Origin of the sequence: Nonomuraea sp. NPDC050691, from assembly GCF_040654455.1 — a bacterium.
GTDB lineage: Bacteria > Actinomycetota > Actinomycetes > Streptosporangiales > Streptosporangiaceae > Nonomuraea.
Map to the genome: position 1 here is coordinate 1 of NZ_JBFAIA010000180.1, position 16,897 is coordinate 16,897.

General features: G+C 73.1%; 12 protein-coding genes and 1 pseudogene. 6 read left to right on the forward strand and 7 right to left on the reverse strand.

Going from position 1 to position 16,897, the window contains the following annotated elements; genetic code table 11:
• Positions 1 to 18 precede the first annotated feature (18 nt).
• A complete protein-coding gene (locus AB0H81_RS37350) occupies positions 19 to 543 on the forward strand; it encodes a CHAT domain-containing protein (protein WP_358384742.1) in 525 nt (174 codons plus the stop codon).
• Between the two features lie 95 nt (positions 544 to 638).
• On the opposite strand, the gene AB0H81_RS37355 is transcribed toward AB0H81_RS37350, so the two are convergent.
• From AB0H81_RS37355 to AB0H81_RS37370, 4 genes are all read right to left on the reverse strand, one after another.
• A complete protein-coding gene (locus AB0H81_RS37355) occupies positions 639 to 1,451 on the reverse strand; it encodes a sulfurtransferase (RefSeq protein WP_358384718.1) in 813 nt (270 codons plus the stop codon).
• Between the two features lie 40 nt (positions 1,452 to 1,491).
• Entirely contained in the window at positions 1,492 to 2,694 is a 1,203-nt protein-coding gene (locus tag AB0H81_RS37360) for a nucleotide pyrophosphatase/phosphodiesterase family protein (protein ID WP_358384721.1), read from the reverse strand.
• 163 nt (positions 2,695 to 2,857) lie between these two features.
• Positions 2,858 to 3,448, reverse strand: a complete 591-nt coding sequence (locus AB0H81_RS37365; protein WP_175588167.1) for a DUF5998 family protein — start codon at positions 3,446 to 3,448, stop codon at positions 2,858 to 2,860.
• Between the two features lie 108 nt (positions 3,449 to 3,556).
• Positions 3,557 to 6,235, reverse strand: a complete 2,679-nt coding sequence (locus AB0H81_RS37370; protein WP_358384724.1) for a GNAT family N-acetyltransferase — start codon at positions 6,233 to 6,235, stop codon at positions 3,557 to 3,559.
• 202 nt (positions 6,236 to 6,437) lie between these two features.
• Between AB0H81_RS37370 and AB0H81_RS37375 the strand changes: the two genes are divergently transcribed.
• Positions 6,438 to 7,331 carry a sugar kinase gene (locus AB0H81_RS37375; protein ID WP_358384726.1) on the forward strand — a complete coding sequence of 298 codons (894 nt, stop codon included), beginning with the start codon at positions 6,438 to 6,440 and terminating at the stop codon, positions 7,329 to 7,331.
• Between the two features lie 420 nt (positions 7,332 to 7,751).
• Here the strand turns inward: AB0H81_RS37375 and AB0H81_RS37380 are convergent, their stop codons facing one another.
• The gene (locus AB0H81_RS37380) at positions 7,752 to 9,839 is read right to left on the reverse strand and encodes a RecQ family ATP-dependent DNA helicase (RefSeq protein ID WP_358384729.1); all 2,088 of its coding nucleotides are present in this window, start codon (positions 9,837 to 9,839) and stop codon (positions 7,752 to 7,754) included.
• A gap of 84 nt (positions 9,840 to 9,923) precedes the next feature.
• Positions 9,924 to 10,745, reverse strand: a complete 822-nt coding sequence (locus tag AB0H81_RS37385; protein WP_358384731.1) for a TauD/TfdA family dioxygenase — start codon at positions 10,743 to 10,745, stop codon at positions 9,924 to 9,926.
• Positions 10,746 to 11,145: 400 nt separating this feature from the next.
• On the opposite strand from AB0H81_RS37385, the gene AB0H81_RS37390 reads away from it, so the two are divergent.
• From AB0H81_RS37390 to AB0H81_RS37400, 3 genes are all read left to right on the forward strand, one after another.
• Positions 11,146 to 13,728 (forward strand): DNA topoisomerase IV subunit A, encoded by a 2,583-nt coding sequence (locus tag AB0H81_RS37390; protein WP_358384745.1) that lies wholly within the window; start codon positions 11,146 to 11,148, stop codon positions 13,726 to 13,728.
• Positions 13,729 to 14,302: 574 nt separating this feature from the next.
• Entirely contained in the window at positions 14,303 to 14,623 is a 321-nt protein-coding gene (locus tag AB0H81_RS37395; RefSeq protein ID WP_358384734.1) for a PadR family transcriptional regulator, read from the forward strand.
• The gene (locus tag AB0H81_RS37400; RefSeq protein ID WP_358384736.1) at positions 14,620 to 15,516 is read left to right on the forward strand and encodes a hypothetical protein; all 897 of its coding nucleotides are present in this window, start codon (positions 14,620 to 14,622) and stop codon (positions 15,514 to 15,516) included. Before AB0H81_RS37395 ends, AB0H81_RS37400 begins: the two co-directional genes overlap by 4 nt.
• 214 nt (positions 15,517 to 15,730) lie before the next feature.
• On the opposite strand, the gene AB0H81_RS37405 is transcribed toward AB0H81_RS37400, so the two are convergent.
• Positions 15,731 to 16,120, reverse strand: coding sequence for a hypothetical protein (locus tag AB0H81_RS37405; RefSeq protein WP_358384739.1), 390 nt, complete (start codon positions 16,118 to 16,120; stop codon positions 15,731 to 15,733).
• 271 nt (positions 16,121 to 16,391) lie between these two features.
• On the opposite strand from AB0H81_RS37405, the pseudogene AB0H81_RS37410 reads away from it, so the two are divergent.
• Positions 16,392 to 16,897: pseudogene (locus AB0H81_RS37410) on the forward strand (hypothetical protein); the annotation flags it as partial.

A 16,897-nucleotide genomic window follows, 5' to 3' on the forward strand; every position in this document is an offset into this window, starting at 1 on the left:
CCTGTCAGCCCTGTCGTCGTGCCAGGTCCTGGCGGGCCTGTCCCCGGCCGAACGCGCCACGCTGGTCGGGTTGTTCAGTCAGATGCGCTCGGGCCGGCGCGCACCGGGCCGGTGATGGAGGCGCTCGCCTCCGCGGACGTGCTGCACCTGGCGGCGCACGGGGTGTTCCACGCGCGCAGCCCGCTGCTGTCGTCCATCACGCTCGACGACGGGCCGCTCATGGCGTACGACCTGCTGCGGCTGCCCCGGTCGCCGCGGCTCGTGGTGCTGTCGGCGTGCGACTCCGGGATGGCGCGCGTCCCCGCCGAGGGCGCGCCCCTGGGGCTGGCCGGGGCGTTCCTGGCCAGGGGTACGGCCTGCGTCGTCGCCGGGATGGTGCCGGTGCGCGACGACGACGCGCTGGCCGTGATGACGCTCTTCCACGAGCTGCTGGCCCGCGGCGAGTCGCCCGCGTCCGCCCTGGCCGCGGCCTCGGCGAAGACGGAGGTGCCGGGCTTCGCCTGCTTCGGCGCGGGCCACCGCCGCCTCACTCCCCCGGCCTGACCTCGCACACGAACCAGGGGTGACGAGCCGGCGCACCAGCCCGGGGGACGGCCCATCCAGGCTCGGGGCGGCGGCCCGTCGAGACCGGACCCGGGTCAGCCGGTCGCGACCGGGCGGGTCGGGTCGGCCACCCAGTTCGACCACGAACCGACGTACAGTGCGGCCGGCAGTCCCGCCAGCTCCAGGGCCAGCACCTGGTGCGCGGCCGTCACCCCCGACCCGCAGTAGGCCCCGGCCCGCACCCCGTCGCTCACCCCGAGCCCGGCGAACCGCGCCCGCAGTTCCTCCGGCGGCAGGAAGCGGCCGTCCGGGCCCACGTTCCCGACGGTCGGCGCCGACACCGCGCCCGGGATGTGCCCCGCCACGGGGTCGATCGGCTCGGTCTCGCCGCGGTACCGCTCGGCGGCCCTGGCGTCGAGCAGCACCCCCTCAGCGGCCAGCGCCGCGGCCTCGTCGGCCGTCAGCATGGGCATGCCGCCGGGCTTGGCGGTGAAGTCGCCCGGCTCCACCTCGGGGAACTCGGTCACCGTCGGCAGGCCCGCCGCCACCCACGCGGGCAGCCCGCCGTCGAGCACCCGGACGTCCTGGTGGCCGAAGTAGCGCAGCGTCCACCAGGCGCGCGCCGCGATCGTCGAGCTCGCGTCGTCGTAGACGACCACCGGCCGGGCGTTGCCGACGCCGAGCCGCCGCATCGCGGCCTCGAAGGGGCCGGCGTCGGGCAGCGGGTGCCGGCCGCCGGGGCCGGGCGGTGCGGCGAGGTCGGCGTCCACGTCGCAGTAGACGGCGCCCGGCAGGTGCCCCTCCCGGTACAGCCCGATCGCGGGCGGACCGCCGAGCCGCGAGCGGGCGTCGAGCACGGTCACGCCGTCGAGCGCGGCGAGTTCGGCAGGGCTGATCAGCGGGCTCATCTCGGCTCCTCATGGTCGGGCGTCCCGATCGCGGGACTGGTCAACGCGTGCTCGCCTCCAGCAGCGGCACGTACTGTTCGGCGGCCGTCATCGAGCCGTGGTAGCCGATGAAGGCCGCCTCGTGCGGGTGGGCGCGGGGCGCGACGAGGGCCAGGTCGGTGTACGGCACGGCCAGCACGTCGCCGAGGCGCTGCAGCCACTCGGCCCGTACGGCGGGCCCGAACCATCCGGCCTCGACCGCCTCCTCGCGCGGCACCACCCAGGCCCGGCCGGCCAGCGTCTGGCGCCAGGCGGCGAGCACGTCGGCGGCGGCTCCCTCCTCGGCGTAGACGTGGCGTGCCCGCGCCTCGCCGCCCAGCATGGCCACCCCGTGCCGCAGCGCCGGATCGCTCTCCGCGTCGAGCTTGTCGGTGGCGTTGACCATGCCGTGGTCGGCGGTGACGTACAGGGCGCAGCCGCCCGGCAGCGCGCCGGCCAGCCGCTCGGCGAGCTGGTCGGCGGTCGCGAGCCGCCGCAGCCACTCCTCGCTCCCCCAGCCGGTGTGGTGGCCGGCGGAGTCGAGGTCGCCGTAGTAGACGGTCACGTACGCGGGCGTCTCGCGCAGGGCCTCGCGGGCCCGTTCGACGCGCTCGTCCACGGTGCCGGCGGCGAGGTAGCGCACGCCCCGGTAGACGGCCTCGGTCAGGCCGCTGCCCTCGAACTCGCCCGGTGCCACGTACGCGGCCATGATGCCCGCGTCGCGGGCCCGCTCGAACACGGTGGGGGCGGGCTGCCACACGCGCGGGTCCATGACCAGCCCGTCGGGCAGGGTCCAGCGCAGGCAGTTGAACAGCAGGCCGGTGCCGGGCACGGCCAGGGTCAGGCCCATCATGCCGTGCTCGCCGGGCGGCAGGCCGGTGCCGAGCGAGGACAGGCTCGTGACGGTGGTGGCCGGGAAACCAGCCGTCAGCGGCGCGGTCACCGGTCGCATGCCCTGGGAGAGGAACGGCGCCGCGCCGGCGTGGGCGCGCAGCGCCTCGGCCCCGAGGCCGTCGATCAGCAGGACGCAGACGGCGCGGGCGGGCTCGACACGGATCAGGCCGGGGTCGGCGGGGACCAGGCTGGGCTCGGTGGGGGGCGCGCCGGGCTCGGAGGGGGGCGCGCCAAATGCGGCGGCGGGGGCGAGGGCGGCCAGCAGCGCCCGCGGCAGGTCCGCCAGCGACGACCCGCCGTACGCGGGGATCAGAGGGGCGGTGTCGGCCATTCTCCGAGCTTAACCACGTACGGCGCTCGTTCCGAGGCACGACCGGCCGGCCTTCGAGGCGGCACCGGCCGATGTTCCGAGGCGCGACCGGCCGCCTCCCCGGTGTGGGTCGCGAACCGGGAAGGCGGGCCGCCGCGAACCGGGGAGGCGAGCGGAGGGCGGGTCAGGAGGCGGCGCGGGCCGTGGCCTCCGACAGGGCCTTGGCGAAGGCGAGCACGTGGGAGACCGCCTCGGGCCCGTCGGCGGCCTCGCTGACGCGCAGCGACAGGTCGTCGGCCGTGATGGCGCCGGTGTAGCCGTGGTCGGCCTCGCAGTTCTCGTCGCCGCAGGTGGCGGGCTCCAGGTCGACGTGGGCGATGGCGCCCCAGCCGATCGTGAGCGTCGCCTCGGTGGGCGGCACCCCGGGGGCGTAGGAGGCGGGGTCGGGGACGACCCGGGTGACCGCGACGGACTGGATGCGGCTGAGGCGCACGGCCTCGGTGGTGGTGGAGGCGTGCGAGGCGGACACGCCCTCGACGGCCGGGTGCTCGTCCGTGTGGCACACCAGGAGCCGGGTGCCGGTCAGCACCAGGACGGTGACGTGCCTGCGCACCTCCATGGCCGGGTCGAACGTCGCCTCGTGGTGCACCACGAAGGCAGTGACGGCCTCCTTGCCCAGCGCGGATTCGACCGCATCGGTGACGAGGTCGGGATAGTAGCCGCTGCGCTCGATCGCTTCGCGCAGGCCCGCGGCTGAGACTCGGGTTTCCCTCATGGGTCCATCCTGCCAGGACGGCGCGCCGCCCTCACCCGCCGTACATAACGCTCTATAACGTCTCAACTCGTACGGCCGCGCCAGGACGCCCCACGCGGCCGGCGCGGGTCAGGACAGGCGGCGCGGGCCCCCGTCGAGGCGCGGGCCCGGCGGCGTGCGGACGGTGGCGCGGGCGCCGAGCACGATGACGCCCGACTCCCCCACCAGCACCTGGTCGAGGTCCAGCCGGGCCACCTCCGGCAGGTCGCCGGCCAGCCGCCCGACCCGGACCAGGAGGTCCTCCAGGGCGTCGACCGCCACGGGAGGGTAGCCGTACTCGCCGAACAGCAGCGGCGCGGCCCGCACCGAGCGCACCAGCGCAGCGGCGTCCTCCCCGGTGAGCGGCGCCAGCCGGAACCCCTGGTCGAGCAGGAGCCGCGCCGTCACCTCGCCCAGCCCGAACGACACGATCGGCCCGAACGCCGGGTCCTCGACGACGCCCACCACCGTCGGTACCGCGGGCTGGGGCGCCATGCGCTGCACGGCCAGCTCCACGCCCTCGCCGAGACGGCCCGCGAACTCGGTGTACGCGTGCCGGACGCTGTCGGGGCTCTCCAGGCCGAGCCGTACCGTGCCGGCCCGGCGGGAGGCGTCGGGGTCGGCGACCTTGAGCACCACGGGCCAGCCCAGCCGCCGGGCGGCCTCGACCGCCTCGTCCGGCGAGCGGACCACCTCGGCGGACCACACGTCGAGGCCGTAGCAGGAGAGCAGTTCGGCGGCGTCCACGTCCACCGCCTCCTCCTCCGGGCGGCCGTCGACGGCCTGCGGCGTGGCGAGGGCGCGGGTGACCAGGTCGCGGGCACGGGCCGTGTCGACGTCGTCCAGCTCGGGCGGCGGCGCCATGGGCCGGGAGCGCCAGGCGGCGTACCGCGCGACGTGGGCCAGGGCCCGCACGGCCTCCTCCGGCGCCGCGTACGACGGGATCGAACCGCGCGACGGCGTGACCCGCGCCGCCCCGGACCCGCGCGACGGCGTGGCGCCCACCCGGAGCGCCGGATGCATCCCGAGATGCCCCTCGAACGTGGCCAGCACGGGCTTCCCGCACTCCTCCGAGACCCGCAGCAACTCGGCCGCCACCTCCTCCCCGGCCCCGGGGATCGGCGGCGTGTAGATCACGATGGCCGCGTCCACCTCCTCGGAGGCGAGCTGCCCGGCCAGCGCCGCGCCGAACTCGGCGGCCCCGGCCGAGGCGCCGAGGTTCGCGGGCGGCCGGGGTGACAGGCCGGCCGCCACGCAGGCGTCGGCGGCCAGCAGCCCGAGGGCGTCGGAGTTGGTGACCAGGCCGACGCGCGGCCCTGCGGGCAGCGGCTGGTAGGCGAGGAGCTGGCCCACGTCGAAGAGCTGGATGAGGTCGTCCACACGGATCAGGCCGGCCTGCTCGAACAGCGAACTGATCGCCGAGTCCGGCAGCCGCAGCTCGCGCGCGGAGTGCCCGGCCGGAGTGCCGCCGCTCTTGACCACGACGATCGGCTTGCTGCGGGAGATCCGGCGGGCCAGCCGGGTGAACTTGCGCGGATTGCCCAGCGACTCCAGGTAGAGCAGGATCACCTCGGTGGCGTCGTCCTCCTCCCAGTACTGGAGCAGGTCGTTGCCCGACACGTCGGCCCGGTTGCCCGCCGACACGAACGACGAGATGCCCATGCCGCGCTGCGCCACCCGCTGGAGCAGCGCCGTGCCGAGCGCGCCCGACTGGCTGAAGAACCCCACCCGGCCCCGGCCGGGCACGGTCGCCGCGAGCGTGGCGTTCAGCCGCACGGCCGGGTCGGTGTTGGCGATGCCCAGGCAGTTCGGGCCGACCATGCGCAGGCCGTACGCGCGGGCGATGCGGGCCAGCTCGTCCTGGCGGGCCCGGCCCTGCTCCCCGGTCTCGCCGAACCCGGACGACACCACGACGAGCCCGTGGACGCCCTTCTCCGCGCACTCCTTGACCACGTCGGCCACGCTCTCGGCGGGCACGGCGACCACGGCGAGGTCCACGGTGTCGTCGATGGCCGACACGCTCGGATAGGCCCGGACGCCCGCCACGGCCCGTACCTCGCGGTGGACCGGGTAGACGGGGCCGGTGAAGTCGGCGGCCAGCAGGTTGCGCAGCACGGCCTGGCCGACGCCGCCCGGCTCGCGCGAGGCGCCGATCACCGCCACCGAGCCGGGCGTGAGCAGTCGCGCGATCGAGCGGGCCTCGGCGCGGTGCTCGCGCGAGGCCGTCACCTCGGCCGAGGTCTCGGTCGGGGTGAGGTCGAGGGTCATGCGGACCACGCCGTCGGCGAAGCTGCTCTCGGCGGTGTAACCGGCCTGGCGCAGCACGCCCATCATCTTCATGTTCGCGGGCAGCACGTCGGCGACGAAGCGCTCGATGCCGCGCTCGCGGGCGGTGGCGGCCAGGTGCTCCAGCAGCACCGAGGCGACGCCGCGGCCCTGGTGGGCGTCCTCGACCAGGAACGCCACCTCGGCCTCGCCGGGCTCGACCCGGTCGTAGCGGATGACGGCCACCATCTCGGTGCCGATGGTGGCGATCAGCGCGACCCGGTCCACGTAGTCGACGGTCGTGAACCAGGCCACCTCCTTGTCCGACAGCCGCGGGCGCGGCCCGAAGAAGCGGAAGTAGATCGACTCGTCGGACAGGCGGGAGTAGAAGGAGCGCAGCCGGTCGGCGTCGGCGGGCCGGATCGGGCGGACGTGAGCCGTGCCGCCGTCGGCGAGGACGACGTCGGCCTCCCAGTGAGCGGGGTACTGAGCCTGAGCCTGCACAGTCCCGAGACTAATCCCCGCGCCGTCCCGGGACCGATCCCGCGTCCCCCGTCTCCAGACCTCAGGGCCTGTTGGCAACGCTTGTGCATCGACTGCGGACCGGTGTTCGAGGACCGCCCCACGGGCCGCCCCGAAGCTGTTAGTTTTGCGGTGGCGTTTTGCCGTGACCGGCTCGTTCTGAAGGCAGCAAGGTGGTGACATCATGACGCGGGTCGTCGTGGTGGGCGATCTCATGACCGACGCGGTCGCGCGCGCCCGTTATGCGCTCGCCAGGGCGAGCGACACCCCGGCGATCGTGACCATGCACGGTGGCGGCTCGGGGGCCAACATCGCCTCCTGGCTCGCGGTCGAGAACGCGGACGTGGCGTTCATCGGCCGCCGCGGCGCCGACATCACCGGGCGCAACCGCGACATGGAGCTCATGGGCTACGGCGTCGACGCGCGCCTCGTCATGGACCCCGAACGGCCGACCGGCACCTGCGTGGTGCTCGTCACGCACAAGGGCGAGCGCACGATGCTGTCCGATCCCGGCGCCAACGCCGCGCTCTCCCCCGAGGACCTTCCGCGCGACCTGTTCAACGGCGGCGGCCACCTCCACCTGTCCGGCTACACGCTGATCAACGAGGGCTCCCGCGACGCCGGCTTCGCGGCGCTCGACATGGCCCGCCGCTCGGGCATGTCGATCTCGGTCGACTGCGCCTCGTCCGCACCGCTGGAGCGCACGGGCGCCGAGCCGTTCCTGGAGTGGACGAGCGGCGCCAAGCTGCTGCTCGCGAACGCCGAGCAGGCCAAGGTGCTGACCGGCCGCGACGAGCCGGAGGCCGCGGCCAAGGTGCTGACGGCGTTCTTCCCGCAGGTCGTCATCAAGATGAACGCCGACGGGGCGCTGTGGTTCGGCAACGGCAGTCCCGACCCGGTCCACGTGCCCGCGGAGCCGGTCGACCGGATCGTCGACGGCACGGGAGCGGGCGACGCGTTCTGCGCCGGGTTCCTGCCGCCGTGGCTGGAGAACAAGCCGCCGGCCGAGTCCCTGGCCGCGGGCTGCCGCCTCGCCGCCAAGGCGATCATGCATCTGGGAGCCCGTCCGCGGCTCTAGTGCGGGCCGACGTCTCCGGTCGTATCGTGATATCTCCCGCGTGGCCGCGGTTCGGCCCCTGTGCGGCACGGTGAGGGCACGACGAAGGAGATGAATGCTCGGCGTGCGGCCGTTACGGCCAGGCGACCCCGTGGCGATCGGCGCCTACCAGGTCATCGGCTTCCTCGGTGAGGGCGGCCAGGGCAGCGTCTACCTGGGTTCCGCGCCGTCCGGCGAGCGCGTGGCCATCAAGCTGCTGCACGCCCGTTTCGCCGACGACGAGCAGGCCGTGCGCCGGTTCCGCCGCGAGGCCGAGTCCGCGCGCCGGGTGGCGGAGTTCTGCACCGCCCGGGTGCTGGAGGTGGGGGCTCTGGGCGCCCGGCCGTACATCGGCCCTCTGAGGCTCGTACCTCTGAGAGGCGGCTCTCGGGAGCCGCCCCCTCAGGAGGTGGTGGCCAGGGCGAGGGGCAGGACGGCCGGGGCGCCCGCGTGGCGGACGAGGGCCGTGCCGAGCGTCATGGTCCAGCCCGTGTCGACCTGGTCGTCCACCAGCAGCACCGGACCGCCGCACTGGGCCACCGCCGCGCCCAGGTCGCGGGGCATGGCCAGCGTCGCCCTGACCGCGCGTACGCGCTGGGCGCTGTTGAACTGGCGGCCGGGCGGCCCCGAGCGGTAGCCCAGCTCGCCGAGGTAGGTCAGCCGCCCCACCTGGGCGAGCCGCTCGGCGAACCCGCGCACGAGCTGCGGACGGCTCGCGGAGGGCATGCTGACCACCGCCACCGGGCGCTCCCGCCAGTCCCACGCGGCCAGCACCTGGGTCACGGCCCGGAACATGTCGTCGGGCAGCGGCCCGTCGGGGCCGCCCAGCAGCTCGCGCAGGCGGTTGCCCCAGCCGATGTCGGTGAGGCGGCCGAGCGCCCGGCCCGGCTCGGCGCCGAGCTCCGGCTTGATCCGGCCGGACAGGTCGTCGAGGCCGGTCGGCCACTGGCGGCGTGCCTCCACCGTGACGCCCGGCCTGGTCAGCCGGGCGCGGGCGCTCTCGACGGCGGGCGCGGCGATCTCCGGCGAGCGGTGCCGGCCCGTGCAGTTGTCGCACCGGCCGCAGGGCTGGGCGGAGTCGTCGTCGAGGAGACGGCGGAGGTACTGCTCGCGGCACTCGGTCGTGGTGAGGTAGCCGAGCATGGCCTCCTGCTCGGCGCGGCGCTCGGCGGCGATGCGGGAGTAGCGCTCGGTGTCGTACGCCCACGGCTCGCCGGTGGCCTGCCAGCCGCCTTTGACCCGGCGGACGGCGCCGTCGACGTCGAGGACCTTGAGCATCATCTCCAGCCGGCTGCGGCCGAGGTCGACGATGGTCTCCAGGGCGGGCGTGGACAGGGTGCCGCGCTCCTCCAGCGCGGCCAGCGTGGCCCGCACGACCGGCTCGGGCGGGAAGGCGAGCGAGGTGAAGTAGGACCAGATGTCGCGGTCCTCGGCGCCGGGCAGCAGGATCACCTCGGCCCGCTCGACGCCGCGACCGGCCCGGCCGACCTGCTGGTAGTAGGCGACGGGCGACTGCGGGGCGCCGACGTGGACGACGAACCCGAGGTCGGGCTTGTCGAAGCCCATGCCGAGGGCGCTGGTCGCGACCAGGGCCTTGATCTTGTTGCCGAGCAGCGCCTCCTCGGCCTCCAGGCGCTCGGCCGGGTCGGTCTGGCCGGAGTAGGCGGCCACCTCGTGGCCCTGCTCGCGCAGGTGGTCGGCGATCTCGTGGGCCGCGGCCACGGTGAGGGTGTAGACGATGCCGGAGCCGGGCAGCTCGTGCAGCGTCTGCGTCAGCCAGGCGAGGCGCTGCTCGGCCGTCGGCAGGCGGACGACGCCCAGGTGGAGGCTCTCGCGCTCCAGCGGCCCGCGCAGCACCAGCGTGTCGTGGCCGAGCTGGTCGGCGACGTCGCGGGTGACGCGGGCGTTGGCCGTGGCGGTGGTGGCGAGGACCGGGACGCCGGGCGGCAGCTCCTCGAACAGTGTGGCGAGGCGGCGGTAGTCGGGCCGGAAGTCGTGGCCCCAGTCGGAGATGCAGTGGGCCTCGTCCACCACGACGAGGCCGGCGCTCTCGGCCAGCTCGGGCAGCACGTTGTCGCGGAAGTCGGGGTTGTTGAGCCGCTCGGGGCTGACCAGCAGCACGTCGACCAGGCCGTCGGCGACCTGCCCGTAGATCTCCTCCCACGCCTCGGGGTTGGCGGAGTTGATGGTGGCGGCCCTGATGCCGGCCCGCTCGGCGGCGGCGATCTGGTTGCGCATGAGGGCGAGCAGGGGCGACACGATGACGGTCGGGCCCTCGCCGAGCTCGCGCAGCAGCGCGGTGGCGACGAAGTAGACGGCCGACTTGCCCCAGCCGGTGCGCTGGACCACGAGGACCCGTCGTCGGTCGACGACGAGCGCCTCGATGGCGGCCCACTGGTCGTCGCGGAGCCGGGCGTGCTCGCCGGCCAGCGCGCGCAGCCGCCCCTCCGCCTCTTCGCGCAGCATCGCCGCGTCGGGGGCTTCAGTCATGTGCTCCTTGTTACCAGGTTTCCCCGACGTTTTCGCTCGCGGGCGCCGGGACCTCCGCGTCCGCTTGGCTCGCGGGCGCCGGATCTACGTGTCCGCGTGCTCCGGGAAGGCGTTGATGGTCACCCGGTGCATCCGCCGGCGTTCGGTGTAGTCGGCCACCGCGTAGTGCTGGGTGGGCCGGTTGTCCCAGAAGGCCAGCGTGCCGGGGCGCCAGCGCAGCCGCACCTGGTACTCGGGCGAGCGGATGTGGTCGATCAGCAACGGCAGCAGGGCCTCGTTCTCGCGGTCGGTGAGGCCGACCAGGCGCGTCGTGGAGGAGCGGTTGACGAACAGGGCCTTGCGCCCCGTCTCGGGGTGGACGCGCACGACGGGCCGCTCGATCGGCGGCCACTGGGCCTGGACCTCCTTCAGGTCGAACGGGTGTCCCTTGCTGATGGCCTTCTTCATGGACATGGTGATGTCGTGCACGGCGGTCAGCTCGTCGCACAGCCGCTGGAGCGAGGGCGAGAGCGTCTCGTACGCCAGATAGGTGTTCGCCCACAGCGTGTCGCCGCCGACGCTGGGGAGCTGGACGCAGCGCAGCAGCGAGCCCATGGGCGGGGTCGGCTCGAAGGTGTTGTCGCTGTGCCACTCGTCGCCGCCCTCGCCCTTGGGGTCGGTCTGGTCGAGCACGTGGATGGGGCTGGCGCTGTCCTTCTTGAACGCGGGGTGGTTGAGCGTGCCGAAGTTGAGCGCGAACTGCAGGTGCTGCTCGTCGTCGATCTGCTGGTCGCGGAAGAACAGCACCAGGTGCCTGAGCCAGCCCTCGCGGAGGGTCGCGACCTCTTCCTGGGACAACGGCTTGCGCAGGTCCACTCCGGTCACCTCGGCGCCGATGTGGCGGGTGACGGGATGAAACTCGATCATGACGCCTCCGGAGACGAGGATTATCCCTTTCCGGAACGTAACGCCCAAGCAATTGCTTGGTCAAGCGCGGGCGGCCCACCGGCCGCGACTCGAACACGTATGCTAAAAGTCGTCGAGGCGGTTGGTACGATGCGAGCAGACAGCAGGCTTCGACGATCCGGTGCCGGGAGGCGCCTGTGCCATCATCTCCAGGGGCGCACCACGCCCCCGCCCCCACCGCACGCGCCGCCGTACGGGCCCCTGGCCGTCGTCGCACCGCGACCAGGCCGGCCCTTGCCGACGCTGCACCCGCCGATCCGGCCCATCTCCACCGAGCCGACGGCTACGGTTACAGCACAAGGACAGAAGGAGGATGCGCTTCCCCCTCGGCGCGACGGCCGAGGTAGCCGCGCAGCACAAGATGGCCCGACGCACGACTGCACCCCCGCCTGAGGACTTCGAGGAGCGGATCGTCGACATCGACGTGTCCTCGGAGATGCGCACCAGCTTCCTCGAGTACGCCTACTCGGTCATCTACCAGCGGGCGCTGCCCGACGCCCGCGACGGCCTCAAGCCGGTGCAGCGGCGCATCCTCTACTCGATGAGCGAGATGGGCCTGCGCCCCGACCGCGGGCACGTCAAGTCCTCGCGCGTCGTCGGCGACGTCATGGGCAAGCTCCACCCCCACGGCGACACCGCGATCTACGACGCGGTCGTCCGGCTGGCGCAGCCGTTCTCCATGCGCCTGCCCCTCGTCGACGGCCACGGCAACTTCGGCTCGCCCGACGACATGCCGGCCGCCATGCGCTACACCGAGGCCCGCCTCGCGCCGGCCGCGATGCTCATGGTCGAGTCGCTCGACGAGGACACGGTCGACTTCAAGCCCAACTACGACGGCCAGGAGACCGAGCCCACGGTCATGCCGTCGGCGTTCCCCAACCTCCTGGTCAACGGCACCACCGGCATCGCCGTCGGCATGGCCACCAACATGGCGCCGCACAACCTCGTCGAGGTCGTGGCCGCCGCCCGCCACCTGATCAAGAAGCCCGACGCGACGCTCGACGACCTCATGCGGTTCGTCCCGGGTCCCGACCTGCCGACGGGCGGCACGATCATCGGGCTGCAGGGCATCCGCGACGCCTACGTGAGCGGGCGCGGCACGTTCCGCATGCGCGCCAAGTGCGTGGTCGAGCAGATCACCCCGCGCCGCAAGGGCATCGTCGTCACGGAGCTGCCGTACAACGTCGGCCCCGAGCGCGTCGTCGCCAAGATCAAGGAGCTGGTCAACGCCAAGAAGCTCCAGGGCATCGCCGACCTCAAGGACCTCACCGACCGGCACAAGGGCCTGCGCCTGGTCATCGAGATCAAGAACGGCTTCATCCCCGAGGCGGTGCTGGAGGAGCTCTACCGGCTCACGCCGATGGAGGAGACGTTCGGCATCAACAACGTCGCCCTGGTCGACGGCGAGCCGCGCACCCTCGGCCTGCGCGAGCTGCTGAGCGTCTACGTCGACCACCGCCTGGAAGTGGTGCGCCGCCGCTCCGAGTACCGCCGCCGCAAGCGCGAGGAGCGCCTGCACCTGGTCGACGGCCTCGTCGTCGCGCTGCTCAACATCGACGAGGTCATCCAGGTCATCCGCTCCTCCGACGACTCCGCGCAGGCGCGCAGCCGCCTCATGGAGGTCTTCGACCTGACCGACATCCAGGCCGCGTACATCCTCGACACGCCGCTGCGCCGCCTGACCCGCTACGACAAGCTGGAGCTCGACCGCGAGAAGGAGCAGCTGACTGAGGAGATCGCCGAGCTGACCGGCATCCTGTCGTCCGACACGCGGCTGCGTCAGGTGGTCTCGGGCGAGCTGGCCGACGTGGCCAAGAAGTACGGCACGCCGCGCCGCACCGTGCTGCTGGAGGCCTCGGGCGCCCCCCGCGCGGCCACGGTGGAGCTGCAGGTGGCCGACGAGCCGTGCCTGGCGCTGCTGTCGTCCACCGGCCTGCTGGCCCGCACCTCCGACGCCTCCCCGCTGGCGGGCGAGGGCGACCGGTCCGCGCACGACGTCCTGGTCTCGGCCGTGCGCACGTCCGCGCGGGGCGAGATCGGGATCGTGACGTCCCTGGGCCGGCTCATCCGGGTCCAGGTGGTCGACCTGCCCATCCTGCCGCCCACGGCCTCGCCGCCGTCGCTGTCCGGCGGCCATCCGGTGTCGGAGTTCGTGACGCTGGAGACCGGCGAGACGGTCGTGGGCCTCGGCGCCCTCGACCCCGACGGCCCCGGGCTGGCCCTCGGCACGGCGCAGGGCGTCGTCAAGCGGGTGGTCCCCGACTACCCGGCCAACCGCGACGACTTCGAGGTGATCACCCTGAAGGACGGCGACACGGTGGTCGGCGCGGCCGAGCTGGAGTCCGAGGACCACGACCTCGTGTTCATCACCTCCGACGCCCAGCTCCTGCGCTACCAGGCCTCGCACGTGCGCCCGCAGGGACGGCCCGCGGGCGGCATGGCCGGCGTCCGGCTCGACGGCACGGCCCGGGTGATCTTCTTCGGCGTGGTCGACCCGCAGCGCGAGTCCCGCGTCGTGACCGTGGCCGGATCGTCCACCGCCCTGCCCGGCACCCAGGTGGGCGGCGGCAAGGTGTCCGACTACGCCGAGTTCCCGCCCAAGGGCCGGGCCACGGGCGGCGTGCGGGCGCAACGGTTCCTCAAGGGCGAGGACGTGCTGTTGCTGGCCTGGGCCGGCCCGGCGCCCGCCAAGGCGGTGTCGGCCACGGGCAAGCCGGTGCCGCTGCCGGAGGAGCTCGGCCGCCGCGACGGCTCGGGCGACCGCCTCACCCACACGATCGGCGCGGTCGGCGGCTCGCTGGGCGCCGGCGGCCCGGTGACGGCCGCCTCGGCCGCCGCCGTGGCCCCGGACGGCTCGATGCCGCTGGAAGGCACGGTGGCCCTGGACGCCTCGGAGGTGGCCGACACACCCCCGTCGACGAACGGCTCCGGCCCTCGGCAGTAGCTCGGGAAGTCGTCGCCCGGCGGGGCGGGGCGGGCACGTACGCACGAGCGTGCCCACCCCGCCCCGCCGTTGCGTACGGGGCGCTGGTGACGCACCCTCTCGCCGCCCATAACGCGTGACGCACGCGCACGCGTGAGCGAATGGCGCGCATGCGGAGAAGGGCGGCATGGAAGACCAGCTCGGCGCGCTCGGCCTGGGGCTCGACGCGATCATCAATTGGAACAGCCTCTACATCGACGCCGCTGTGGAAGCTCTGCAGGCCGATGGGCGACTGTTGATCGGCCCGGAGATCCGGGCCCGGCTGCCTCCGGATCTGGGAACACATCAACTTCCACGGCAGCTACCCGTTCACCCGGCCAGAGGCGCCGGGCAACCTGCGGCCGATGGCCGATGCCAGGGCCGAAGACGACGAACAGACTACCGAACACGCCAGGGAACGCCGCCCCTCCGCCCACCGGCCCCAGGGGCCATCCGAACACCCGCGCGGCCGTCAAGGACACTCGGCACGGCAGGTTGTCCGGCAGGGCGTCCGCGCCCCTACCCGATACTTCGACGGTCGATATATAGTCGGACCATGATCGGGATGACGGAGGCGACGTACTTCATCCTCGTCGCTTTGATGGAAGAGCCGCTTCACGGATACGGGATCATCAAACGTGCCCGGACCAAGTCGCTCGGCGAGGTCGACCTCGCCGTCGGCACTCTGTACAGCGCGCTCGACCGGCTCTCCGAGACCGGCTGGGTGTTGCTGGACCGCGAGGAGACCGTGAACGGGCGTCCGCGACGCTACTACCGGATCACCGACGACGGCGTGCACGCCGTCCGTGCACAGGCGGCCCGGCTACAGCGCGCCGCCGCACTCGTCCTGCGGCCGAGCGGAGTGACGAGCGTATGACCCACGTTCTGGAACGGCGGTACCGCCGCCTCCTGCGCGCCTACCCCAAGGACTACCGCGCCGCGCACGGCGAGGAGTTGATCAGCACGCTGATGGAGGCGGCCCGGCCCGAGGACCGTCGGCCGTCGCTCCGCGAGACGCGGCATCTCCTCGCCGGCGCCTTCACCGTCCGCGTCCGGGCCACCCGCGCGGCCGGCGTGCCGCCGTGGACCGACGGCCTGCATCTCGGCGCGCTGATCGTGGCGATGCTCACCTTCGCACAGCTTCCTGTCCTGCCGTACTTCGACTACAAGGTGTGGACGGCGCTCGGGATCGTCCTGATGGTGGCGCTCGTGCGGGGATGGATGCGGGTCGCGGCTCTCCTTGCGGCGTTCGCCGCGGTGTGGACTAGCTGGCCCATCGTCTGGGGAGGGTTCTACGTACCGGCGCTCGACCTCGGCCCGCTGTACGGTGACCTCGCGCCGGTTGCGCCTTACTGGGTGGTCGCGGCCGCGTCGGCGGTGCTCGCCATTCGGCGGGCGGGGGCGGGCCGCGCGTCCGGGAGGGCCCGCGGGTGGGGCGCGACCATGCCCGCCCGGTCGCCACGGTGGCTGCTCGTCCCGCTGGCCGGCTGGGCGCTGCAGCTCACGCAGGTGCCGGTGTACGAACCCGTCTGGGTCGTCTCGCGGACCGGCGTCGAGGTGGTGGCTCTGCTGCTGGTGCTGGCCGCAACGCTGGATGCCAGGGACGGCCGCTGGGCGCTGGCGGCCGCCGTCTATCTGCTTCCCGGCCTGGTCTACCTGGCCGAGAACCTGCTTGTAACCGGCGTCCGCGGCTTCCTGTACTGGAGCGTGCTCACCGCTCTAGTTGTGGCCTCCTTGGTCGCCGCCCGTCGGGTGCACGCCAGGGCGTGAGCGCCGCCTTGTGCACCGCACAGGTTGCTACCTGTCCGATCCATTCCTGTACACCCTGGAGGGAGATCAGCCCGCACCGGCCCAGAACCCACATTGGGATGATCTTGAAGGGGTGAGCGGCGGGGATTCCGGGGTTGAGGAACCCAGGAACAGCCGTTGGCGCTGAGAGTGATCTTGAGCGAAGTGCGACATCCGGCTTCGGTGGGTGATCGCTCTACCTGGCGGCCTCTGCCCCGTGGATGATGCGATGGATGGCGGAGCGTCCGACGCTGTACTCGGTGGCCAGGTCGGCCAGGGATACCTCGCCCTCGGCGTATCGGCGGCGGATGGAGCGCCGAGCAGGTTCGGGCAGTTTGGGGTGCGCGTTCCCGAGATCGGCCTTGAGCTCGGCGACCATGGCGAGCGCCTGCAGGAAGAGCCGCCCGAACGGGTCGTTCCAGTCGTAGACCGAGCCGCGGAGTCCGAACAGGACGCCGCGTCCGGACAGGTCGGTGAGGATCTCGCCGGACGGCCACCAGACCCGATCGAGATCACTGGCGTGGCCGGCCTTGGCGCGCCAAGTGCGCGGACCCGTCGGATAGTGGCCGAGGTGTTGAAGTCGCATGTGTGGTGAACGACGCGATACTGGATCACGATGTGATCGTTGGCGTAGGAGCAACAGCGCTCGGCAATCCGTGATCAAGCGCAGCGATCAGCACGTGAACTGGGTGAAGACGCCGTGGGTTGCCAAGGGAGAGGTTTCGGACATGCGTGGTCGACTGGCGGCTGCGGCGTTGGTGGTGACGCTGGGGGCTTGTAGCTCTGGGGGTGCGAGCACCCCTGCCCCCTCGGCGTCCGCTCAAGGCCCTTCGGTGCGGACAGGCTCGGGAACCTGGATGGAAGTTGCCGAGGCCGGGCACGGGACTTCGCTGGATGAAGTGGTGGTAACCGGCAGGCGGGACGCGTGGGCGGTTGGTTGGGGCGCAGATAGCCCCACCGTAAAGCGGTGGAATGGCATCGGCTGGCGCGACGTCACCATACCCGCCGGGCTGGAGTCCACCCGGGCCGTGTCCGCCTCATCGAGCCGTGACGTCTGGGTGTTCGGCAGCGGCGGTGGCAGCGACGCGAGAATCTGGCGATGGAACGGTCGTACCTGGTCCAGACAAGGCGGGCCGGCAGGGGGCTACTGGTCGGCGGCGGCCGTGGTGGCGGGCGCCGGAGAGGCGTGGCTGGCGGGAGCCGAGGATGCCGCATATATCAACCGGTGGTCTCGGGATAGGTGGACCAGGGTTGCTTTACCGTTCAAAGTGGACATCCAGGCGCTCAGCGCGGTGTCACCGAACGACGTGTGGGCCGTGGGTGACTCCGCGGTCCTGCACTGGGACGGCACCAGCTTTCGGGC

Bases quoted from the DNA above. Each gene is read 5' to 3' on its own strand.
- AB0H81_RS37385 (WP_358384731.1), bottom strand. From the start codon at position 10,745: ATGATCGAGTTTCATCCCGTCACCCGCCACATCGGCGCCGAGGTGACC.
- AB0H81_RS37405 (WP_358384739.1), bottom strand. From the start codon at position 16,120: ATGCGACTTCAACACCTCGGCCACTATCCGACGGGTCCGCGCACTTGG.
- AB0H81_RS37365 (WP_175588167.1), bottom strand. From the start codon at position 3,448: ATGAGGGAAACCCGAGTCTCAGCCGCGGGCCTGCGCGAAGCGATCGAG.
- AB0H81_RS37375 (WP_358384726.1), top strand. From the start codon at position 6,438: ATGACGCGGGTCGTCGTGGTGGGCGATCTCATGACCGACGCGGTCGCG.
- AB0H81_RS37355 (WP_358384718.1), bottom strand. From the start codon at position 1,451: ATGAGCCCGCTGATCAGCCCTGCCGAACTCGCCGCGCTCGACGGCGTG.
- AB0H81_RS37390 (WP_358384745.1), top strand. From the start codon at position 11,146: ATGGCCCGACGCACGACTGCACCCCCGCCTGAGGACTTCGAGGAGCGG.
- AB0H81_RS37400 (WP_358384736.1), top strand. From the start codon at position 14,620: ATGACCCACGTTCTGGAACGGCGGTACCGCCGCCTCCTGCGCGCCTAC.
- AB0H81_RS37395 (WP_358384734.1), top strand. From the start codon at position 14,303: ATGATCGGGATGACGGAGGCGACGTACTTCATCCTCGTCGCTTTGATG.
- AB0H81_RS37380 (WP_358384729.1), bottom strand. From the start codon at position 9,839: ATGACTGAAGCCCCCGACGCGGCGATGCTGCGCGAAGAGGCGGAGGGG.
- AB0H81_RS37360 (WP_358384721.1), bottom strand. From the start codon at position 2,694: ATGGCCGACACCGCCCCTCTGATCCCCGCGTACGGCGGGTCGTCGCTG.